Below are 21,810 nucleotides of genomic sequence, written 5' to 3'. Positions count from 1 at the left end.
CACGGAGGAAATCTATGCGCGCGGACGATAATGTGGCGGAGCCCCTGGAGGTTGTCGAGTTCTGGTGCGAACTGCTCGCGCCGGAGCACTGGTTCACACCGCCGCCGCAACTCGATGCCCACATCCGAACCCGCTATGCCACCACCCACCTCGCGCTTGCCCGACACGTCCCGAATGCCTGGCGCGAAACGCCGGATGCGCGCCTTGCCGCGGTGATTGTTCTCGACCAGTTTCCGCGCAATATGTATCGCAATACGCCAATGGCCTTCGCAACCGACTGGATCGCCCTGCGGGAGGCGAAGCTGGCCCTGGAGGCGGGCGCCGACGTCAAGGTCTCCTACGATCGCCGGCATTTTTTCTACCTGCCCTTCGAACATTCCGAAGAGATTGCCGATCAGGACCGGTCGGTTGCGCTGTTCAGGGCGCTCGGCGAGAAGACCTATCTCGATTATGCGCTCCGCCATCACGCCGTTATCCGTGATTTCGGTCGGTTTCCTCATCGCAACGCCCTGCTCGGGCGCCAATCGACGCCGGCGGAGCTGGATTATCTCGCCCTTCCCGGTGCAGGCTTCTGACGCAAGTTGCCTTCACTTCGCCCGGGTGGCGCAATAGTTTGCGCGCCGAATCCGGGTTTGCCGCGATTCTGCTGGTTGCGCTGCCAGCCAGACGTTGATTTTGCACACGATTCTGCCAATCATCCGTGTGCGCCGAAATGGAAATAGGGATTGTCCGTGACGACTCTCAAACGCGCTGTTCTTGCGCTACTGGCCGTTCTGCCGCTGCTCCAGCCTGCTTGGGCTTTCGCCCAGGAGCCGGCGCCGGACGGACAGACCGTCGCCGCGCCGGCAAGCCCGATTACCGAGGCGAACGATAAGGTGGACCAAGCGCGCAGGCAACTCAACGACCTGCGCAAGCAGATCGATGCCGCCCGCGATGACGAGCCGAAGCTCGCCGAACTGAAGCTCAAGGTGGAACAGCTTGGCCGTTCCGCCCTCGATGCCTCCGTTTCCACCCGCCCGCGCTTCAACGACATCAAGGCAAGGCTGGACGAACTGGGACCCGTGCCCGCTGAGGGGCAGGAAGCAGAGGCGATCAAGGAGGAGCGCGCCAAGCTCGCCGAGGAAAGAGCAGCGATCAATTCCGTCACAGGCAATGCCGAGGCATTGTCGATCGAGGCGACGCAGCTTGCCAATCAGGTGACGGAAATGCGCCGCACGCTGTTCACCGAGACGCTGTTGAACCGCACGAACATCAGCCCGGCCGTGTTGGAGGACGCGCTCGCCGCCGGCAGCCAGGAAGGGGCGGACCTGCAGAGGACCGTTGGCGGCTGGCTGCGTTTCGTCTGGTCGTTCAAACGGGAATCACTGCTTGCCGCCATCTCGCTGTCGCTGGTCATCGGCCTTGTGCTCTACTCCGGCGGACACCGCCTTGCGGGTCCGCTGATCCAGCGCAACAAGACCATCGAGAAGCCACATTATATCACCCGGCTGATGATCGCCTTCTGGTCGATCACTATTCCGACATTCGCAGTCGGCGCCTTCGCCTTCGTTTGCTACTCGCTGCTCAATAGCTTCAATGTTCTGCGGCCGGACATCGCGCCGATGGTGTCGTCGCTGTTTGCGGTCTGCGTCGGTCTCTATTTCGTCTCGGCGCTGAGTCGGGCGGTGCTCGCCCCCAAGCGGCCGGAGTGGCGTCTTGTCAGCGTGTCCAACGAGGGCGCCAGAAAGCTCGAGCGGTCCATCTTCGCGATGGCGTTTACCAATGCGCTCGATTATTTCCTCGGGGCTGTCAGTGTCGCGCTCGGGTCCGCCGTCGTGTTGACGGTGGCCAAGAGCATGATTGCCTCGATCGTCATCGGGGTGATCCTCATCTGGATCTCGTTCATCCGCCCGATGCTGAGGGAGGGCGAGGACCCCAGCAGCGATGGTCGACCCTGGCCGCGTACGCTGTCGATACTGCTTCTGACAATCGGTTTCGGCCTGATCGGCACGGCGCTGATCGGCTATGTGGGGCTCGCCCGTTTCGTCGCCAACCAGATCGTTGTCACCGGCGCGATCATGGTCACCATGTACATCGGGATTCTGTCCGGCCGGGCGATCGGTGCGCAGGGCGCTTTCGCCAGGACCTACCTCGGCCAGAGACTGGCGGAACGCTACCAGCTCAACGAAATTGGGATGGACCAGACGGGACTGGCCGCCGGTCTCGGCATCTACATGATCGTCCTCTTCCTCGGCGTTCCGGGCATCCTGCTGCAGTGGGGCTTCCAGATCGGCGACATCGAGAGCTGGGCCTACCGGATCTTCACCGAGATCAATATCGGCAGCATCTCCATCTCGATCGTCGGAATCCTGGCGGGGCTGGTGCTGTTCGCCCTTGGCCTGGTGGTAACGCGGTGGTTCCAGCGCTGGCTCGACGGGACGGTGATGGCGCGCAGCCACGTCGATCCGGGCGTGCGCAACTCGGTCAGGACCGCGATCGGATATGCAGGCGTCGGGCTCGCCGGCCTGATCGGCATCTCGGCGGCGGGTATCGATCTCTCCAGCCTGGCGCTCGTTGCCGGTGCGCTCTCGCTCGGCATCGGTTTCGGCCTGCAGAACATCGTGTCGAACTTCGTGTCCGGCCTGATACTGCTGGCCGAGCGTCCGTTCAAGGTTGGCGACTGGGTGGTCGCCGGGACGACGGAAGGCTACGTCAAGCGCATTTCCGTTCGCGCCACCGAGATCGAGACCTTCCAGCGGCAGACGATCATCGTGCCGAACTCGGTGCTGATCAACGGTACGGTCGGCAACTGGACGCATCGCAATAAGCTCGGACGCATCGAGGTTCCGGTCAGCGTCTATGCCGGCAACGACCCGCGCCGGATCACCGACCTCCTGCTCGAAGTGGCCGCCACCCAGCAGGTCCTGCGCAATCCCGAGCCATCGGTGGTGTTCGTCAATTTCACCGGTTCCACGCTCGAGTTCGAATTGCGCGCGTTCGTTGCCGACGTGTCGAACGCCGGAACTGTGAAGACGGAGCTGCGGACCGCCTTGCTCGAGCGGCTGCGTGAGGAGGATATCGCACTCTCGGCCCCGGCGGCCGCAACCGTGCCGGTCACCATCGACGCGCAGAGCGCAGAACTCGTCGCCGCCATGATCGACAGTGCGAAGACGGCGGCTTCCGCCGCGGCGCAGCCGACACAGAGGCCAAAGCCGAAGGTTGTCGAAGAGGGGGCCGACGAAACCGGCTGAACATGAATGCCGCATTCACGCCACATTCAGCGATCGCGTCATAAAACACATGCAAATCCTTCAAAGTGAGGCTAGGGTCTCACGGGGTTTGAAACAGGGGCGGCGTGTAGCGCCGGGCAGAAATGATGCGAATGCTTGCAGTGCTGCTTGTCTCGGGCGCGATGGTCGCGCCGGCTTTTGCGGCATCGATCACCAACAAGGATGGCGACGCGGTCGTTCTGACGATCGTCGAGAACGGCAGCCGCTCGGAACTGGCCCTTGCCTCGGGCGAAACCGAAACCATCTGCCCTTCCGGCTGCTTCGTCACCCTTCCCAACGGCGACCGCGTGGGTCTCAACGGCGATGAGAACGTCGAGATCAGTCGCGGTTCGGCTGTCATCAAGTAATCGCTTCACACCTTCGAAAGCGGTGCATCCAGTGGCCTTGCGCCGCTTTCGATGTCTCAAGGTCACGCCATGGGGCAAAAAGTCTTCCGACGGTTCGTTGCGTTATTCCTTGGATTGCTTTTCCATTTAATTGCGGAGCCATATTTTAACGCTTTCGCAAAGGGTTAGTCTTACCTCTTTGACTGTTGCCCGAAGCGTGGAAGTCCCCTTCGGATGGGACCATGCGCAGGTCCGGTGCTGTCACTTCTGTCGTCTTCCGACCCGCAGCACGCGAAACCCCTCAGCTTAGAAGGCAAGACATGTCATTCATCGGTATCTCCGGCATGCAATATTCCGGCGCGTCGCTGGCTCACCACCGCATCTTGCTGGCCGAAGATTCCAATGTCTTCACCTCGATGATCAGCACGCGCCTGAAGGAGTTGTTCGGGATCGAGGTCGAGGTCTGCCGGAGCTTTCTGGAACTCGAGGAGGCCTATGATGGGTCGACTGTCCCGGTCACGCTCGCCATATCCAACATCAACCTTCCAGGGGCCGAGAACGGCGAAGCGCTGAACTATCTCATCGATTTCAGCGTCCCGACGATCGTCTTCACCGGAACGTTCCATCAGCAGATGCGCGACCAGCTGCTTTCCAAGGAGGTGGTCGACTATATCATCAAGGACAGCGTATTCGCGGTCGAGATGCTTGCGGAGTCTGTCTGCCGGTTTTTGACCAATCACCGGCATCATGTCCTGATCGTTGACGACAGTCCTTCGGCGCGTGCGCTGCTGACCACGCGGCTGAAGCGCTACAATTTCCGTGTCAGCACTGCCGACAGCGGGGCGGCTGCGCTTTCGATCCTGAAGGAAAATCCGGATATCGGCTTGATGGTCACGGACTACAACATGCCCGATATCGACGGTTTCGAACTGACGCGGCGGATCCGGACCTCGATCGGCTCACACGAGTTGCGCATCATCGGCGTTTCCTCGTCCACCGATCGATTGCTGTCCGCCCGCTTCCTGAAGGCCGGCGGCAACGACTTCATGCTGCGTCCGTTCGTCGATGAGGAGTTCTACTGCCGGGTCAACCAGAACCTGGACACGCTGATGCAGATCAAGCTGGCGCATGCGCGTCAGGCAGGCGAGGGGAAACCTTGAAAGGCATCCCCGCTTTCTGAAATTCGTCAACCCTGGAAGCAGGGGCAGTGGTCATGGCGCGGCGGATCGAACGCCGTCAGCGCCCCGCCGCGGCGGTCGCAAGCGTCAGCTTGCGGTCTGCGCGTTCCTGCTGGGGCGAACGATTGTAGAGTTCGCGATAGCACTTGGAGAAGTGCGAGGCGGAAACGAATCCGCAGGCGACGGCCACCTCGACCACCGGCATGGAGGACTGAACCAGCAGGTGGCGCGCCCGGTCCAGGCGGATCTCGAGGTAGTAGCGGGCCGGGGAACGGCCCATCTCCTGGCGGAACAAGCGCTCGATCTGGCGGCGGGACAGATCGGCGCTATCGGCGATCTCCAAGAGCGACAGCGGCTCGGAGAGATTGTTCTCCATCAGTTCGATAATCGAGAGGACCTTGGCATTCTGGACGCCGAGACGGGCGCGCAGCGGCAGGCGCTGGCGGTCGTGCGGGCCGCGCACGCGGTCGGTGAGCGCCTGTTCGCAAACACGATTCACCAGGTTCTCGCCAAAATCCTGGTCGATCAGGTTCAGCATCATGTCCAGGGAGGCCGTGCCACCGGCGCAGGTATAAATGTTGCTGTCGATTTCATAGAGGTCGGCATAGACCTCGGCCTGCGGGTAGGCCTCGGCAAACCCCGGCAGGTTCTCCCAATGGATGGCGCAGCGCTTGCCGGACAGAAGGCCGGCCTGCGCCAGCACATGGGCGCCGGTGCAGAGCGAGCCGACGGAGACGCCCCGGTTGTAGGCTTCCCGCAGCCAGGCATTGACGGACTTGTTGTGAAACTCCTCGATGTCGATTCCCGAACAGACCAGGACCATCGACGGGCGGTTTTCGCCACCGAGAAATTTGCGTTCGTCCGCGAGCGATGAGTTGACCTCGATGCCGATGCCGCTCGACGATAGTACCTGCGTGCCGTCGACGGAAGAGAGCCGCCAGGTGTAGGCCTCATAGCCAAGCATCCGGTTGGCGATGCGCAATGTCTCGATGGCTGCCGACAGGGGCAGCAACGTGAAATTGGGCACGAGAAAAAACACAAGCGAACGCTTCTTCGCAGCTGTCTTGGTCATCGGAAGTTCCACTCTTATATTGTTGACCAAGCGTCTCTTGAAGGTGTCGCGCCTGGCGGTCTGTTTGCGACATTTGCATGGAACGATGCGACTGTGAAGCTCGCGTATTGACTTTATTGCTCAAGCCGTTCGTTGAGTGGGGCGCTTCGTGCATATGCTTGCGGCTGTAGGGCAAATGCGACACAGCCTGCGCTTGTTGCGCGCTTGTATAAAAGCAAAAAACTCCCGGTCTTCGACAGTCGACGATTGCAAAGGGCGTGGGGCCAGTCATCGATTCGCCGTCTCGGAATGCCGTGCCCTGTCGGCGCGGCAGCGGCCCGGCGTGCTTGTGGTGCTGGCGAATCCTCGCCGAAGGGCCGGCGGAATGGAAAAGGCCGGAAGGGAGGGGCATATGCGAAGCTGGACCGTTTCGCTTCGACTTGGGCGTTGCGGCGATCCCCGTCATCGGCCCTTACCGGTGACCGCGAGCCAAGTCTTCTGCGGCAAAGACAAATCGCCAGGCCGGTCCTTGCGCATTCAGGCCTGGCGATTGGACGCCGTCGTCTCGGGAGTTTGCGGGCGGCGTGCCATCATTCCGACTTGGGGGCGTGCAGTGTCATTGTTTCTTCGTCGGCGGACGGAAAACCGATGTCCTTGCGAATGTCGAAGGGCAGGCTTTCCAGTTCGCGCTCATCGCGGTGGTGGCGCCATGCGCTGGCGAGCCGGTCGGCGAGGCCACGCCATGACGAGTCGCGAACGTGGCGTCCGCCTGGCGCGTCATGAATGTATGAAAGGCTTGTCATGTTCAGGTTCCTTTCGATCTTGGGAGGATTCGAGAGGTCGCGACCCGTGCAAGCAGATTGGCGCGACCTCACTCATCAATCAATCGCATATATTTGATCCGTTTCATCAGTTTTTGTCATGTGAATATCGAGCCTCCGGCCAGCCAATGTCGCGTTGCAGTTCCGGCGGAAGATTGGCGATTTCGTATTCGCTCTGCCGCTGACGGCGACGGGCGGCGCGTGCATCGAGATATTGCCGGATTGTGAGAGAAAAACCTTTGCCGACGGCTCGAAGGGCGAACGGAGCGGCGTTTGCATGTGATTTTCCTGCGGTCATGGCCCATATCCTTTACCGATCAGGTTCCGATGGATTGACTATCGCGCCATATCAGTATTCAATCAAACGAAATGAAATGAGGTAATGGATCAGATAATCTGATAGCGGAGGATGCCATGAACGTGATGCTGCGCCAGACGCTCCCGCTGCTGGAGCTCGACATTCTCAGGACCTTCGTCGCGATCGCCGAGACTGGAAACTTCACGACGGCCGCCGAAACCGTGCACCGTACCCCGTCGGCGGTCTCGATGCAGATCAAGAAGCTCGAGGAGATGCTGGGCTGCATGCTGTTTCGGCGCGATGCCCGCTCGGTCGTGCTCACCCATCACGGCGAGGTTCTGCTCTCCTATGCGCGTCGGTTGATTGCGCTCAGCAACGAGGCCGTCGCGCGCTTCATGATGCCCGAAATGAACGGCGTCGTGCGCCTCGGTGCTCCCGATGACGTCGGCGAATTGATCCTGCCGGAAGTTCTTCGCCGTTTTGCCGAGACCTTCCCGTCGATCGCCGTCAACGTCTCGATCGAATCAAGTGGAAACCTGCGCCGCGCGGTGGCGGACCGCCGGTTGGATCTGGCGATCTTCAATTCGAGCGAAAATGCTGCGACGGTTCCCGGCGAGATCCTGTTGAAAGAACAACTGGTCTGGGCCGGCAAGAAATGCGGCACGGCTCACCTCAAGAACCCGCTTCCTGTCTCCGTATGGGAGGAGGGATGCATCTGGCGCGCGCGCGCGCTCGAGGAGCTCAGCAAATCGGGACGGGATTTCCGTGTGGCCTACTTCTGCGCCCATCACATGGGCCAGCGCGCGGCAATCCGGGCCGACCTTGCCGTTGCCCCCCTGGCGCGCTTCCTCGTGCAGGACGACATGGTGGCGCTCGGCGTGAAGGATGGGCTGCCGGAACTTGGGTACTACCACATCGGCATGGTGGTGGGGGACGATGCGGCAGCGCCGGCGCTTGCCGTGGCCGACTATATCCGCGCAGCCTTTGCACGCTTCGAGCGCAGCCCGAAGGAGATCCTGCCGCTGGCGTGCTGAGACGCCCGCACGTCAAGCCTTGGTCCCGCCGCGGCGTACCGGCTGAACGGTCGCGCCGCGCGTCGCTGCACGACCATGCAGACGTCATGCTTGAGCCGGTCTAGTGCTCCCAGCGATCGCAACCCCACTGAAGGCGCGGCTGTCGCGGACAGCCGCGCGGCAACAGTTGCGCCGCTATTCGCGGCTGCGCCGGCGCCGGCGCCCGCCGCCTTCACCGCCTTCGGCGTCCGCCAGGACCTTGCGTTCCGGTAGCGTGACCACGGTGGAGAGGTTGGGGAAGGCATCCACCTTGTTCGGCATCGCCATCGCGTTGACGAAGAGCTGCTGGAAATTGCTCTCGAGCGCCGTCTCGATCTTTTCGATCCGGTTGACCTGCTGTTCGATCTCGCGGCGGTGGTCGCGGTTGAGCAGCGCCATCAGCGCGCCGGTCCCGGCGGCGTTGCCGACCGCCTTCACCTCGGCGAGATCGCAATCGGGAATCAGGCCGAGCACCATCGCGTATTTCGGATCGATGAAGGTGCCGAAGGCGCCGGCGAAGCGGATCATGTCGACATGGTCGATGCCCTGCTTCTCCATCAACAGCTTGATGCCGGCATAGAGCGCGGCCTTGGCGAGCTGGATGGCACGGATGTCGTTCTGGGTGACCGTGATGCGCGGCTCGCCATCGTGCAGGAGATAGGAGAAGGTGCGGCCATTCGGAATGATGCGCGGGCTTCGCGCCGCCATCGAGCCGTCCACGACGCCGTCTTCCGAGATGATGCCGGAAAGGTACATCTCCGCCACCACCTCGATGATGGCCGATCCACAGATGCCGGTGACGCCGACGGAGGCGGCGGCTTCGGCAAAGCCTTCCTCGTCCGACCACTTGTCGACGCCGATGACGCGGAATCGCGGTTCGAGCGAAACGGGGTCGATTCGAACGCGTTCGATCGCGCCGGGTGCGGCGCGCTGACCGGAAGAAATCTCCGCGCCCTCAAAAGCCGGGCCGGTGGGCGAGGAGGCGGCGACGACACGGTCCTTGTTGCCGAGTACGATCTCGGCGTTGGTGCCGACATCGACGAGCAGCATCATCTTGTCCTGCTTGTAGGGGGCTTCGGCGAGCGTGGCGCCGGCCGCATCGGCGCCGACATGGCCTGCGATGCAGGGCAGCATGTAGACGCGTCCGCCGCGGTTGACGTCGATGTCGATGTCATGCGCCCAATATTGCAGCGCGCCTGAGACGGCGAGCGCGAACGGTGCCTGGCCGAGTTCCGTCGGGTCGATGCCGAGGAACAGGTGGTGCATGATCGGGTTGGCGACGAACACAGCATCGAGGATGTCGTGGCGGTCGACCTGCCCTTCGTCGCAGACCTTGCCGATCAGGCTGTTGACGGCCTCGCGGACCGCCTTCGTCATCGCTTCGCGGCCATCCGGGTTCATCATCACGTAGGAGACGCGGCTCATCAGGTCTTCGCCGAAGCGGATCTGCGGGTTCGAGGTGCCGGAGGAGGCGGCGATGCGGCCGGACAGCAGCGAGACGAGATGCATGGCGATCGTCGTCGAGCCGATGTCGCAGGCAATGCCGTAGGCCTCGTTCTTCAGGCCCGGCCAGAGGCCGACGATGAAGGGGCGGGAGGAGTCCATGTCGCGGTGGATCGCGGCGGTGACGCCCCAGTTGCCCTTGCGCAGGATCGCCTGGAGCTCCGGGATGAGATGCGGTGCGATCAGCAGGTCCTTCCAGCCCCAATCCTTTTCCAGCACCAGCTTCAGGCGGTCGAGGTCGCCAAGAGGCTTGTGCATGTCGGGCTCGTCCACCTCGACATAGCACAACTGGACGGCGGCGTTGCGCTCGATGACGCGGTCGGTTGCGGCCTTGCGCACGACCTGCGCATTGATGACGGTATCCTGCGGCACGTCGACGACGAGATCGCCGAGGATCAGGGCCGAGCACGAGAGCCGTCGGCCATCGGGCAGCCCGCGTACCTTCTCGTAGCGCTCCTCCTTCGGTCCCTTCTCCGAGATGTGGTCGAGCGAGGAGACGATCTTATGCTTGGCGAAATTGCCTTCCTGCACCTCGATCTGGCAGCGACCGCAGGTGGCGCGCCCGCCACAGACGCTTTCGACGTAGACGCCGAGCTGGCGTGCGGCGTCGAGGATCGGGGTGCCGACGGGGAAACGGCCGCGCTTGCCGGACGGCATGAACAGAACGAGAGGGTTCTTCTGCGCGGCTTCGCTCATGTTTGTCTCGTTTTCGGATGTGCCATCGATGCGCATGCTGCTTCGTCTTTCGTCAGAGCCGCTTCTGTCGGGGGACCGAAGCATGGGTAAACGCTACCAGACTGCACCGGAACGCTGCCTGATAGTTGTCAAATCCCGACATGCAAAGATCTGCCAGCATCATTTCCGCAGGCGAAGGCGTCTAAAGGCCAAAGGATCTGCAAGGGACGCCGGGCGTTGCAGGCGCAAGACCAGGCGCTTCAAGCCAGGTCAAGCGCTTGGGCAAGATCGGCGATCAGGTCGTCCGGGTGCTCGATGCCGATCGACAGGCGGATCGTTGAATCCAAGACGCCGATGCGCTGGCGCACCTCCACCAGCACGCCGGAATGCGTCATGGTCGCCGGGTGGCTTGCAAGCGATTCCGTCCCACCCAGGCTGACTGCGAGCTTGAAGATCTGCAGGGCGTTCAGGAAGCGGTAGGACGCCGGCTGCCCGCCCCGGATGTCGAAGGAGAAGGTCGAACCCGCTCCGCTGCATTGGCGTTGGAAAAGCCTGCCGGCCGGGCCGTCAGGATCTTGATACGGGAGATAGTGGATCGTTTCGACCTTGGGGTGATCGCGCAGATAGTCTGCGACCACCTGCGCATTGGCGTTCGCCTTCTCCATGCGGATCGACAGGGTTTCGAGCGAACGGCCGAGCATCCAGCAGGAGTGCGGGTCGAGTTGGGTGCCGATCGCGCCGCGCAGCGCCTTCACCGGTTTCATCACCGTTCTCGCGCCGAGTGCCGCGCCGGCGATAAGGTCGGAATGCCCGCCGACATACTTGGTCAGCGAATAGAGGGAGATATCTGCACCATGTTCGATAGGACGCTGAAACACAGGCCCGAGCAGTGTGTTGTCGCAGGCGACGATTGGTCGATGCCCCTGACTCTTGCCGACGGTGTCTGCAAGACGGCTGACCATCGCGATATCGACCAGGCTATTGGTGGGATTGGCGGGCGTCTCGATCAGGATGACGGATATGCGGCCCTTCCGCATCGCCTCATCGGCGGCTGTCCGCAGTGCCGACTCGTTCGTGCCATCGGCGAAACCAACGGCGTCGACGCCGAGGTTGAGCATCGTCCTGGCCAACAGGGTCTCGGTGCCGCCGTAAAGGGGCTGGGAGTGCAGCACGACGTCGCCCGGGCGGACGAAGGCCAGGAGCGTCGTGGCTATGGCCGACATGCCGGAGGAGAAGAGGGCGCAACTTTCCGTCCGCTCGTAGAGGGCAAGACGATCCTCGACGATCTCGCTGTTGGGGTGATTGAAGCGGGAGTACACAAGACCGCTCGCGGTTCCGGCCGGCGGCTCGCGGCGTCCGGCGGTGTAGTCGAAAAAGTCACGCCCCTCTTCGGCAGAACGGAACACGAAGGTTGAGGTCAGAAACACCGGCGGCTTGACCGCGCCCTCCGACAACTCCGGATCGTAGCCGTAGTTGAGCATTTGCGTTTCTGGATGGAGTTCGTGGTTTCCGATTCGGGTCTTGGGCGGGCGAGGAGCAGTCATGCAAGTCTCCCTTCGGCGTCGACGCGGCAGCGCATGGTCTTAGCTTCTCAGGGGACACAGAAAATTGCGAGCGAAATCATGCGCCGCAAACATAGTCCCTGCAACTTTCGGCTGCGCCGCGCGACCGTTACCTTAGGAGGAAGCGGGCTCACGCTGTCACCCTTCCGTGTCGACCAGCAAGACACGCAAACGGCCGCCAATGCCGAGGGCGGCGCGGGCGACCGGATTGGTAGCGGCGCATCAGGCCGGCAAGGGCCGATACCGCCGCTTTCACGCATTATGACCGCAGGATCACGCTGCAAGCGGGACCTGCCAACTGCTTCATCGCGGCGACGGGGTTGGGGCTACTCAGCCCTTACGCCCGCACCGGCGCGGGCAGCGCGGCCACCACGGCGACCTGCCGCGGGGGCAGGTGCGGCAGAGGCTGCTGCGCCACCCTCCGCGGCCGGCTTGTGGTCGCGGTAGGTCATGATCCAGTTGGTGCAGTTCGCATCGGTGCCGTTGAGGACGTTCGCGCCGCGCACGGCTTCCATTTCCTGCGGACGGCAGGGGTTCATGATCGCGGACGTCATGCCGGCGCCGATCACCATGGGGATGAAGGCGGAGTTGATGCCGTGGCGGTGCGGCAGGCCGAAGGAGATGTTGGAGAGGCCGCAGGTGGTGTTGACCTTCAGCTCTTCGCGCAGCCGGCGCAGCAACGCAAAGACCTGGCGACCGGCGTCGCCGAGCGCGCCGATCGGCATCACGAGCGGGTCGACGACGACGTCTTCCGGCTTGATGCCGTGGTCCATGGCACGCTCGACGATCTTCTTGGCGACGGCGAAGCGCACGTCCGGATCCATCGAGATGCCCGTTTCGTCGTTCGAGATCGCAACGACCGGCACGTCATACTTCTTGACGAGCGGCAGGATCGCCTCGAGCTTTTCTTCCTCGCCGGTAACCGAGTTGACCAGCGGCCGCCCCTTGGCGACCTTCAGGCCGGCCTCGATGGCGGCGGTCACCGAACTGTCGATCGCCAGCGGGATGTCGACGAGGCCCTGGACGATCTCGAGCGTCTTAACCAGCAGGCCCGGCTCGGTCTCGTTCGGGTTGACCGAGGTGACGCCGGCGTTGATGTCGAGCATGGTGGCGCCGGCGGCGACCTGTTCGAGCGCGTCCTTGATCACGGTGTCGAAATTGCCTTCGATCATCTCGGCGGCGAGCTTCTTGCGGCCGGTCGGGTTGATGCGCTCGCCGATCACGCAGAAGGGCTGGTCGAAGCCGATGACGATCTCGCGGGTGGCGGAAGCGACGATGGTACGGGTCATGAATTGTCCTCTGCTCGGGTGCGCAGACTCGCGCGGGAATGTGGTTACGGGGCGGCGCGTTTCGATTGCGACCGCGTCAATGGGTGTGCTGGGCGGCGATCTCCGCCATTTCCTGCTGGTTCTGTTCCTTGCCCTCGCGCACCGCCTCGATCCGTTCGGCGACCATCTGGTCGACGGGGTGCGGTTCGCGCTTCCAGGGCTTTCGACCCTTCAGGACGCCGGATTCATGGACGATCTCGGCGACATACTCCTCCTGGCGGTAGGCCATGACGTGGATGCCGGAAACGCCTTCGATCTCTTTCACCTCGTTGATGATGTCGATGCAGAGCTGCTTGCCTTCCTTCTTCTGGTCCTGCGCGCCCTCGAGGCGGGCAATCACGGAATCTGGAATGTGGATACCCGGCACGTTGGAGCGGATCCACCTCGCGGTTTTCGCAGAGGCCATCGGGCCGACGCCGACGAGAATGAAACATTTTTCATGCAGGCCGAGATCGCGCACCTTCTTCATGTATTCCCGGAACATCGGCACGTCGAAGCAGTACTGGCTCTGCACGAATTGCGCCCCCGCCTCGATTTTCTTGGCGAGCCGATAGGGGCGGAAGTCATATGGCGGGGCGAAGGGATTGATCGCCGCGCCGAGAAAGACCTTGGGCGGGGAGGTGAGCTTGCGCCCGGACAGAAACTTCGAATTGTCGCGCATGATGCGCACCGTTTCGAGCAGCGACATGCAGTCGAGGTCGAACACCGGCTTGGCGCCGGGCTGGTCGCCGGCCTGCACACCGTCGCCGGTCAGGCACATGATGTTGGCAACCCCCATGGCGGCGGCCCCGAGCACATCGCCCTGGATGGCGATCCGGTTCTTGTCGCGGCAGGCGATCTGCATGATCGGTGCGTAGCCCATGCGGGTCAGAAGCGCGCAGATGCCGACGGACGACATGTGGCAGTTGGCGCCGGAGGCATCGACCGCATTGATGCCGTCGACCCAGCCGTCGAAGATCGCCGCGCGCTCATAGACGTCTTCCGGATTGGCGCTGTCGGGCGGATTGAGCTCGGCGGTGACGGCGAATTCGCCGCGCCGCAGCACGCGTTCCAGTCGGCCGAGCGAGGAGTGGCCGGGCAGGGGATCGAGCGGCAGGTGCGCGCCGAGCGGGTTCTCGTCTCTCTGGGCCATGGTTCAGGCGTCCTTTCCGGCTGCGGCTTCACCGGCCGCGGCGGCTTCCGCCGTCACGCGCAGCCAGGATGAGGTTTGGCGCAGCGACTGGTTCACCGGCTTCTGCACGTCCATAATGGCATTTCCCTTCGCCATGTTCTGCGAGCCCTTCCACGCCTGCACCCAGACGCAGGGCATGTCCGGCTCGACCTCGCAATTGCCGTTTGCCCGCACACCGCCGCAGGGGCCGTTGCGCAGTTGCTTGGGACAGTTCATCGGGCACGACATGCCCGTGGACGACAGCACGCACTGGCCGCACATGCGACAGTCGAACAGGAAGCCCTTGACGTGCCGTTCGACGAAGGTGATCGGCCGCTCGACGCGCTCATAGCCGAAGAACTTCCACACCGGGTGCAAAAGAAGGAAGGCTGCGGCGAAGCGGTTGTAAAACCACTCGAAGAAGCGCGAATGGCGGACCGACCACAGTCGTACCGTGTATTTGCTCCGCGAGCGCCGGTTCGGCGACACGCCGGCCGGCGTGAAGGCGCCGGTCTTGGCCTTGGTCGCCGCCGCGGCATTTCCCGGCATCTGCCGTTGCTCAGCCATTTTCGCGACCCCCCGCCTTCACGAGAGCGACGAGGCGCTCACGGTCGTAGGCGGCCTCGAGTTCGGCGGCCGCGCTGTCGGCCTCCGCCTCGAGATCGTCGGAAACGGGCACCGGATCGGCCTTGCGCCACTCTGCGAGATAGTCGTCGGTTTCGGCGGCGCCGGTGCGCATGGCGCACATGTCGATCGCCTCGGTGAAGCGCAACGATAGCTCGCGCTTGGCGGTCGTGCGACCCTTCTTGATGATGACCTGGGCGGGGATGTCGCGCCAGTAGACGATGATGCGGTCAGCCATTTGGAATGTTCTCCTCGGCCCCGACAATGCTTCCAGACCGGGCACACGGGCTGCACTCGCCACGACCGGGCCTCGCTCAAAAGCGACGTCGAAATTGACCGGTGGGAAAATCTACCAGATGCCCCGCGTGATCCCGTTCCACACCCATGTCCAAATGGTCGGGTGATACCATTGCCGGGACTTCGTGGTCTTCAGTTCCTGCGGGCGCAGGTTGCCCGACAGGGCCGCGCCGACCGCGCGCACGGCGATGCTGGTTCCGGCCGCCGTCAGCAACAGCGGGTAGGTGTGCATCGTGTCCTTTGTGGAGGGCGTAACCCGTACCTGGAAGAGGACATCGCCGGTGTCGACTCCTGCGTCCACCAGGTGGACGGTGGCACCGAAATTCTCCTCGTCCCGCATCACTCGCGACCAGTAGCCGCCCTGCTGGCCACGATAGGCGGGGTTGATGCCGGCGTGGAAATTCAGCACGGGACACGGGATTGCTTCGAGGGCCGACCGCGTCAGGAGCCGGCAGCTGACGAGAAAGAGGACCGCCGGCTTCAGCTCATCGATAAGCCGCCGGAAATCCGGTCCGTTCGCGCTGTCGATCTGAAAACGCTTGAGCGAGGGATCCGGCTGCGGGTCGACATGAAACTGCTGGATGATCTCCTGTGCCCGCGTGCGCGTGAAGGGCTTGCCGAATTTCGACACCGCCATCGTTGCCATCTGGCCGATGGCTTGCAGCCAACCGAACCGGCGCGCCTTCTGCCGCAACATCCGCTTCTTCGATTCCGGCGCTTCTTCAATCACCACGAGATCGGGAAAGTGACGCTTCAGGGTGTTGATCAGAATTTCCGGATTGGGCCCGCCCTGGGTCAGGACGACCACACGCGCTCCCATGGTGGTCGGGACATCAGGCATCTGCGAGGGGATGCCGAATGAAGGGTTGGTTGTCGCCACAAAGTCTGGCTGCTGCTTGTCGACCGTCATTTCCGTCACGTGCCCCGGCCTTGCGCCTGTTCTTGCGTGAAAGCGCCGCTGGGCGGCTTTCCCATGCGAAGGAAGGCGCAAAAAAGTTAGGATTTCCTGACGATGGCCTAGAGACGGGTCAGGGCGGAAGTAAGGTCGCCATAGCCGGTAAAGCGATACTCGTATTCGAGGCCGAGATAGTCAGCGGCCTCTTTCGCTTTCCGCTTAAGGTTCTCGTCTTCCAGTTGGGAGAGATAGACGAGCTTGCGGTAATTGCCGAAGTACATCGGCTTCAGTTGCGGGTGCCGGTCGAGGCCGAGCGGCTCGATCACGAAGGCCGCGAACTGGCGGGCGAGGAAGTCGGTGAGGAAGAACGACGTCACGTCATCGTCGTTTTCGGCGAAGGCCGCGTTTCCGGCGAAGAACGAGTAGCAGTGCGGTCCTTCGATCCGCTGTACGCCCTCGCGCGCGCAAAGTGCATCCAGCAGGCCGCCGGTGCCGCAATCGGCATAGCCGACGAAGATGCGTTCAATTCCCTCGGCGCGTGCCTCGGCGATCGCGTTCTCGACGCCAGGCGTGATTTTTTCGGGATAGGCGTGCCAGATGGCCGGCAGACACTGGAGGTCGATGTGACCGAGGCGGTTGGCCTTGCAGATGGCGATGATCTCGCGCGCGATGGCGCCACATGCAATCACGCGAACTTTTTCTTCTTTCGCGCATTGATGCATGGAGCTTTCGCTCCATACTTCTGTATCAGCGGCATCCATCAAAAGGGACTCCGACCATGATCATGACTGCGAAATCCATCACCAAGATCAGTTTCATTTTCGCCGTGCTTCTGACGCTGAATGCATGCGGCAACACAATTCGCGGCATGGGTCAGGATACGGCGAACACCATTAACGCCACGGAAGCTGCCGGCAAGAAAGTTGCCAGGGCAGCTCAATAACATGTGATGCGTGGGCGGCGCGCCCGCAAGGGGTGCCGCCCACGGCTCTTCTCATAGGATTCAGGCGCCAGCCAGCATGTTGTGCTTGCGCTTCATGAACTCCTTGGCGGTCTCGACGGCGACCGCCGCGTCGCGGCAGTAGGCGTCGGCTCCGACAGCCTTGCCGAATTCCTCGTTCAGCGGTGCGCCGCCGACGAGAACGACGTAGTCGTCCCGCAGCCCCTTTTCCTTCATCGTGTCGATGACGACCTTCATGTACGGCATCGTCGTGGTCAGCAGCGCCGACATGCCGAGGATGTCGGGCTTTTCGCGCTCGATCGCTTCGAGGTAGTTCTCGACCGGGTTGTTGATGCCGAGGTCGATGACGTCGAAGCCGGCGCCCTCCATCATCATGCCGACAAGGTTCTTGCCGATGTCGTGGATGTCGCCCTTGACGGTGCCGATCACCATTTTGCCCTGCTTCGGCGCGCCGGTGGCGGCGAGCAGCGGCCGCAGGATCGCCATGCCGGCCTTCATGGCGTTGGCCGACAGCAGCACTTCCGGCACGAACAGGATGCCGTCGCGGAAGTCGATGCCGACGATGCGCATGCCCTCGACGAGAGCTTGGGTCAGGACGTCGTAGGGTGCCCAGCCGCGCTCGAGGAGGATGTTGGTCCCTTCCTCGATCTCCTCCTTGAGGCCGTCGTAGAGGTCGTCGTGCATCTGCTGCACGAGTTCTTCGTCGGAGAGTTCCGAGAGAATGATTTCGTCGTCTGCCATGTCGTGTTTCCTCTCCATTCGCGCGGCGGACTTGGGCCGGTCGTCCCCCAGTGTTAACTGCGTTGTCGGCGCGATCCGATTTTGAAAGCGACGTCGCACCGAGCAAAAAGCGACCAAGGCAAATCCTCTTCGCCGAATGCGGCTGATCTGTGGATCGACAGGCGGCGGACGGGCCGCACCGGCGCGTGTCGCGGTGTCTCGCCCGCGCCACTCGTTGGCGCATTGAGACCCGTCCCGAGTCGCTCGGTTGGTAGCATAAAGACTGAATGGCGCGGTCAGCGCGAGATAACTGAGGATGGACGGACATGAGTTTGACGACAGAGCAGCCGGAAGGCGAAGGTGGCGGTCGGCGCGCACGCGGCGAGGGACGGGGAGCGGCCGCTCGCCGTGCTTCGCGTTCCGGCGGCGGTCCCGGCCCGTCCTTGCCCTACATCACGCGCAAGATCCGCGAATACGAGGTGCTGGACGAGGAAGGCCTGCAACTGATCGAGCGCAACGCCGACATCGTCCTCGAAGAGGTCGGCATCGAGTTCCGCGACGACGCAGAGGCGCTGGCGCTGTGGAAGGAGGCCGGCTGCGAGATCAAGGGCGAGCGCGTGCATTTCCCGAAGGGCCTCTGCCGCGAGCTGCTCAAGACCGCGCCGAAAACCTTTACCTGGCACGCCCGCAATCCGGCCCGCAACTGCGAGGTCGGCGGCAAGGCGACGATCTTCGCGCCGGTCTACGGCCCGCCCTTCGTGCGCGACCTCGACGGCAACCGCCGCTACGCCACGATCGAGGATTTTCGCAATTTCGTAAAGCTCGCCTACATGGCGCCGTCGATGCATTCGTCCGGCGGCACGGTCTGCGAGCCGGTCGATATTCCGGTGAACAAGCGTCACCTCGACATGGTCTACAGCCACATCAAGTATTCCGACAAGCCGTTCATGGGCTCCGTCACAGCACCGGAGCGCGCCGAGGACACGATCGCCATGGCGAAGCTGGTGTTCGGCGACGAATTTGTCGAGAACAACTGCGTCACGCTGAACCTGATCAACGCCAACTCGCCGATGGTCTTCGACGAGACCATGGTCGGGGCGCTCAAGGTCTACGCCCGCCACAACCAGGCATCGGTCGTCTCGCCGTTCATCCTGTCCGGCGCGATGAGCCCGGTCACCGTCGCCGGCACGCTGACGCAGATCCTCGCCGAAGTGCTGGCGGGTGCGGCCTTCACGCAGCTGATCCGCGCCGGCTCCCCGGTGCTGTTCGGCACGTTTGCCGCTTCGATCTCGATGCAGTCGGGAGCGCCGACCTTCGGCACGCCGGAGCCGTCGCTGGTCTCCTATGGCGCCGCCCAGCTCGCCCGCCGCCTCGGCCTGCCGTTCCGTACCGGCGGCTCGCTCTGCGGGTCGAAGGTGCCGGACGCCCAGGCTGCGCACGAATCGGCCAACACGCTGAACATGACGCTGCTCGCCGGCACCAATTTCGTGCTGCATGCCGCCGGTTGGCTCGAAGGCGGCTTGGTGTCGTCCTACGAGAAGTTCATGATTGACCAGGACCAGCTCGGCATGATGCAGAAGATGGCCGAGGGCGTCGATCTGTCCGAGAACGCCCAGGCGCTCGATGCGATCCGCGAAGTTGGTCCGGGCAACCACTTCCTCGGCTGCGCGCATACGCAGGCGAACTTCCAGACCGCCTTCTACCGCTCGCCGCTGGCCGACAACAATTCGTTCGAGCAGTGGGAGATCGAGGGCAAGAAGCGGATCGAGGATCGTGCCAACGCGCTTTGCCGCTCCTGGCTGGAGCACTACGAGGCGCCCTATCTCGATCCGGCGATCGACGAGGCGCTGCTCGAATACATCGCCAAGCGCAAGGATTCGATGCCCGACGCCTTCACTTGAAAGGCTCCCGAACGCGCCAGGGAGCAAGGCGGAGCAGCAAGCGTGGCTGACATGATCCAGAAGGAAGTCTGGCGGCCGCACTACGAACTGCAGGGGCCGAAGCCGAAATGACGGCTTTGGTTCCCACGAGCGAAATGATCCGTGCGGCGTTCGCGCCGCACGGTCTTTTTTTGCGCGGAACCGTGAACTTTGCCGGCAACGAGCCCGCACCTGTGCTTTCGAGCGGCGAAAGGGCGGCAAGCATTGCCCTCATCGGCAATGTCGGCAGCTCGATCTGGCCGGCCTTCCGCGCCTGGCAGGAGGGCCGCAGCGACCGCGGCGGCATCGATCCGCTCGACGCCTGGTCGAAGGCGATCATAGGCCCGGTGGCCGTCGAGCTTGGCGCCACCGCCTGGTTTCCCTCCGATCCGCCGTGGCAGCCGTTTCAGCAATGGGCGATGCGGGCCGAGGGGCTGCGCGCCTCGCCGCTCGGCATCCTGATCCATCCGCAATACGGGCTCTGGCACGGCTATCGCGGTGCCCTCGGCTTCGCGCACCCGCTGGACGGCGTGGAACCGCCGGCGCCAGATCATCCCTGTGACCGTTGCCCCGACACGCCCTGCCTGACGCATTGCCCCGTCGCGGCCGTGGCGCCATATGGTTTCGACGTGGCCGCCTGCCGCAGCCATCTGCGCACAGAGGCGGGGCAGGCCTCCTGCATGGTGTTTGGCTGCCTCGCCCGGAATGCCTGCCCGGTCGGGGCGGAGCATCGCTATGTCGCGGACCAACTGCGGTTCCACATGGCGGCACTGGGTCTTTGATTGTACCTGGCAATGCTGCATGCTAGCTTACATGTAACCAGGGAGGCGCTTCCATGTCTGACAGGGCATCGGACAATCGCAACAAGGTGAACGCTCATCGCGAGCGGCTTCGCGAGAGAGGAATGCGACCAGTTCAGTTCTGGGTGCCGGATGTTCGCGCAACGCAATTTTGCGAAGAGGCGCGGCGACAGTCTATGGCCGCCCGCGACAGTGCTTGGGCCGCCGGCGACCAGGCCTTCGTGGAGGCCATTTCCGATTTTGCTCCCGAATGAGAAGGGGCGAGATTTGGACCGCTGCCGGTGGCGGCGACTACACTGGCAAACTGCGGCCTGTGGTCATCATCCAGGACGACGCGTTTGCCGAACTGTAATCCGTCACAGTCTGTCCATTTACAAGCGATCCGCTCGACGTTCCCTTGTTTCGCGTTCCCGTCGATCCCACCGATGAAAATGGACTTCTCGGGCCGAGCCGGGTCATGGCCGACAAGGTGACCACTGTGGCCAAGTCAAGGCTCCGCCAGCGGGTGGGAATATTGTCTGATCAGGAAATGAGGCGAATCAACCAAGCCTTGATCGTTTTCATCGGGCTGGCCCGGTGAATATGCACCACGCTCAACGGACCGGCCCTCGGAACCTGACATGACGTTACGCCATCGTTTATCCGCCTTGGCGCTCGCCTTGTCCGCCTTCGCCCCCGCGGCAGCCGGCGCCGGCCATCACTGCCGCGACGTCGACCATCTTTCCGGGACCTACACCGTCTGCACCTTCGACCCGGCACTGGAGGCGATGCGGATCTATGGAGTGCCCGACGGGTCTAGGGAACCTGCGACCTACGGAGCGCTCCGCGACCGGCTCCGCGACGACCGGGAAGCTCTGCTCTTCGGCATGAACGCCGGGATGTACCATCCCGACTACTCCCCGGTCGGGCTGCTGGTCGAGAACGGCAAGGAACGCAGCCCGCTCAACCGGGCAGACGGTCGGGGCAACTTCTTCCTGAAGCCTAACGGCGTGTTCTTCGTCGGCCGTGGCGCCGCCGGTGTGATGGAGACCGGCGCCTTTGCCGCGGCACGGCCGGAGGCGACCTACGCCACCCAGTCCGGGCCGATGCTCGTCATCGACGGCGCGATTCATCCCCGCTTCCTGCCGCAGGGCGACAGCCTGAACATCCGCAACGGCGTCGGCATACTGCCGGACGGCCGCGTCGCGTTCGCGATCTCCCGCCGGCCGGTGCGCTTCCACGATTTCGCGACGCTGTTCCGCGATCACCTGGGCTGCCGGAACGCGCTCTATCTTGATGGCAGCATTTCCAGCCTCTATGCGCCGGAGGTGCGCCGCAACGACCGGTTGGCGCAGATGGGAACCGTGGTCGCGGTCGTCGGTACCTTGCCCTATTGAGGGCG

The 21,810-nt window shown here is 63.2% G+C and carries 22 protein-coding genes and 1 pseudogene; 11 read left to right on the top strand and 12 right to left on the bottom strand.

The features are described from left to right. Positions 1 to 14: 14 nt before the first annotated feature. The 4 genes from JNC62_RS14225 to JNC62_RS14210 all read left to right on the top strand — a co-directional run bounded on the left by JNC62_RS14225 (position 15) and on the right by JNC62_RS14210 (position 4,755). Positions 15 to 575 (top strand): DUF924 family protein, encoded by a 561-nt coding sequence (locus JNC62_RS14225; protein ID WP_374839673.1) that lies wholly within the window; start codon positions 15 to 17, stop codon positions 573 to 575. A gap of 156 nt (positions 576 to 731) precedes the next feature. Then, positions 732 to 3,230: a mechanosensitive ion channel domain-containing protein gene (locus JNC62_RS14220; RefSeq protein WP_374839672.1), complete on the top strand. Its 2,499-nt coding sequence runs from the start codon at positions 732 to 734 to the stop codon at positions 3,228 to 3,230. A 125-nt stretch (positions 3,231 to 3,355) separates the two neighbouring features. Further along, entirely contained in the window at positions 3,356 to 3,616 is a 261-nt protein-coding gene (locus JNC62_RS14215) for a hypothetical protein (RefSeq protein WP_374839671.1), read from the top strand. 299 nt (positions 3,617 to 3,915) lie between these two features. Next, positions 3,916 to 4,755: a response regulator gene (locus JNC62_RS14210; RefSeq protein WP_374839670.1), complete on the top strand. Its 840-nt coding sequence runs from the start codon at positions 3,916 to 3,918 to the stop codon at positions 4,753 to 4,755. Between the two features lie 76 nt (positions 4,756 to 4,831). On the opposite strand, the gene JNC62_RS14205 is transcribed toward JNC62_RS14210, so the two are convergent. From JNC62_RS14205 to JNC62_RS14195, 3 genes are all read right to left on the bottom strand, one after another. After that, positions 4,832 to 5,845 carry a GlxA family transcriptional regulator gene (locus JNC62_RS14205; RefSeq protein WP_374839669.1) on the bottom strand — a complete coding sequence of 338 codons (1,014 nt, stop codon included), beginning with the start codon at positions 5,843 to 5,845 and terminating at the stop codon, positions 4,832 to 4,834. A 569-nt stretch (positions 5,846 to 6,414) separates the two neighbouring features. Then, entirely contained in the window at positions 6,415 to 6,627 is a 213-nt protein-coding gene (locus JNC62_RS14200) for a hypothetical protein (RefSeq protein ID WP_374839668.1), read from the bottom strand. A 106-nt stretch (positions 6,628 to 6,733) separates the two neighbouring features. After that, positions 6,734 to 6,943, bottom strand: a complete 210-nt coding sequence (locus JNC62_RS14195) for a hypothetical protein (RefSeq protein ID WP_374839667.1) — start codon at positions 6,941 to 6,943, stop codon at positions 6,734 to 6,736. Positions 6,944 to 7,059: 116 nt separating this feature from the next. On the opposite strand from JNC62_RS14195, the gene JNC62_RS14190 reads away from it, so the two are divergent. Further along, the gene (locus JNC62_RS14190) at positions 7,060 to 7,977 is read left to right on the top strand and encodes a LysR family transcriptional regulator (RefSeq protein WP_374839666.1); all 918 of its coding nucleotides are present in this window, start codon (positions 7,060 to 7,062) and stop codon (positions 7,975 to 7,977) included. 174 nt (positions 7,978 to 8,151) lie between these two features. Here the strand turns inward: JNC62_RS14190 and JNC62_RS14185 are convergent, their stop codons facing one another. The 8 genes from JNC62_RS14185 to JNC62_RS14150 all read right to left on the bottom strand — a co-directional run bounded on the left by JNC62_RS14185 (position 8,152) and on the right by JNC62_RS14150 (position 16,751). After that, a complete protein-coding gene (locus JNC62_RS14185) occupies positions 8,152 to 10,194 on the bottom strand; it encodes an ASKHA domain-containing protein (protein ID WP_374839665.1) in 2,043 nt (680 codons plus the stop codon). A gap of 239 nt (positions 10,195 to 10,433) precedes the next feature. Then, positions 10,434 to 11,717 carry a cystathionine gamma-synthase family protein gene (locus JNC62_RS14180; protein ID WP_374839664.1) on the bottom strand — a complete coding sequence of 428 codons (1,284 nt, stop codon included), beginning with the start codon at positions 11,715 to 11,717 and terminating at the stop codon, positions 10,434 to 10,436. A gap of 344 nt (positions 11,718 to 12,061) precedes the next feature. After that, positions 12,062 to 13,024 (bottom strand): methyltetrahydrofolate cobalamin methyltransferase, encoded by a 963-nt coding sequence (locus tag JNC62_RS14175; RefSeq protein ID WP_374839663.1) that lies wholly within the window; start codon positions 13,022 to 13,024, stop codon positions 12,062 to 12,064. A gap of 76 nt (positions 13,025 to 13,100) precedes the next feature. Next, on the bottom strand, positions 13,101 to 14,195 hold the full coding sequence (locus JNC62_RS14170; RefSeq protein WP_374839662.1) for a methylenetetrahydrofolate reductase: 1,095 nt from the start codon (positions 14,193 to 14,195) through the stop codon (positions 13,101 to 13,103). 3 nt (positions 14,196 to 14,198) lie between these two features. Continuing rightward, a complete protein-coding gene (locus JNC62_RS14165; protein ID WP_374839661.1) occupies positions 14,199 to 14,780 on the bottom strand; it encodes a methylenetetrahydrofolate reductase C-terminal domain-containing protein in 582 nt (193 codons plus the stop codon). Further along, complete coding sequence (locus JNC62_RS14160; RefSeq protein WP_374839660.1) at positions 14,773 to 15,075, bottom strand: virulence factor; 303 nt, start codon at positions 15,073 to 15,075, stop codon at positions 14,773 to 14,775. Before JNC62_RS14160 ends, JNC62_RS14165 begins: the two co-directional genes overlap by 8 nt. A 111-nt stretch (positions 15,076 to 15,186) precedes the next feature. Then, entirely contained in the window at positions 15,187 to 15,975 is a 789-nt protein-coding gene (locus JNC62_RS14155) for a formyl transferase (protein ID WP_374839768.1), read from the bottom strand. Between the two features lie 176 nt (positions 15,976 to 16,151). Continuing rightward, positions 16,152 to 16,751, bottom strand: coding sequence for a DUF1638 domain-containing protein (locus JNC62_RS14150; RefSeq protein WP_374839659.1), 600 nt, complete (start codon positions 16,749 to 16,751; stop codon positions 16,152 to 16,154). Positions 16,752 to 16,813: 62 nt separating this feature from the next. Between JNC62_RS14150 and JNC62_RS14145 the strand changes: the two genes are divergently transcribed. After that, entirely contained in the window at positions 16,814 to 16,972 is a 159-nt protein-coding gene (locus tag JNC62_RS14145; protein WP_374839767.1) for an entericidin domain-containing protein, read from the top strand. Between the two features lie 60 nt (positions 16,973 to 17,032). Here the strand turns inward: JNC62_RS14145 and JNC62_RS14140 are convergent, their stop codons facing one another. Further along, positions 17,033 to 17,731 (bottom strand): cobalamin B12-binding domain-containing protein, encoded by a 699-nt coding sequence (locus JNC62_RS14140; RefSeq protein ID WP_374839658.1) that lies wholly within the window; start codon positions 17,729 to 17,731, stop codon positions 17,033 to 17,035. Between the two features lie 305 nt (positions 17,732 to 18,036). Here JNC62_RS14140 and JNC62_RS14135 point away from each other — a divergent pair, with 305 nt between their 5' ends. The 5 genes and pseudogenes from JNC62_RS14135 (at position 18,037) to JNC62_RS14115 (ending at position 21,805) form a co-directional block, all read left to right on the top strand. Further along, entirely contained in the window at positions 18,037 to 19,611 is a 1,575-nt protein-coding gene (locus JNC62_RS14135; RefSeq protein WP_374839657.1) for a trimethylamine methyltransferase family protein, read from the top strand. A gap of 107 nt (positions 19,612 to 19,718) precedes the next feature. Next, the gene (locus JNC62_RS14130) at positions 19,719 to 20,411 is read left to right on the top strand and encodes a ferredoxin (protein WP_374839656.1); all 693 of its coding nucleotides are present in this window, start codon (positions 19,719 to 19,721) and stop codon (positions 20,409 to 20,411) included. A 53-nt stretch (positions 20,412 to 20,464) separates the two neighbouring features. Next, complete coding sequence (locus JNC62_RS14125; protein ID WP_374839655.1) at positions 20,465 to 20,683, top strand: antitoxin MazE family protein; 219 nt, start codon at positions 20,465 to 20,467, stop codon at positions 20,681 to 20,683. 113 nt (positions 20,684 to 20,796) lie between these two features. Beyond that, positions 20,797 to 21,009: pseudogene (locus tag JNC62_RS14120) on the top strand (type II toxin-antitoxin system PemK/MazF family toxin); the annotation flags it as partial. 40 nt (positions 21,010 to 21,049) lie between these two features. Then, the gene (locus JNC62_RS14115; RefSeq protein ID WP_374839654.1) at positions 21,050 to 21,805 is read left to right on the top strand and encodes a phosphodiester glycosidase family protein; all 756 of its coding nucleotides are present in this window, start codon (positions 21,050 to 21,052) and stop codon (positions 21,803 to 21,805) included. Positions 21,806 to 21,810 lie beyond the last annotated feature (5 nt).

This window comes from Mycoplana ramosa (assembly GCF_041930185.1).
GTDB lineage: Bacteria > Pseudomonadota > Alphaproteobacteria > Rhizobiales > Rhizobiaceae > Mycoplana > Mycoplana ramosa.
The sequence above is the reverse complement of the archived record's forward strand: the minus strand, read 5'-3'. Positions and strand labels throughout refer to the sequence as shown.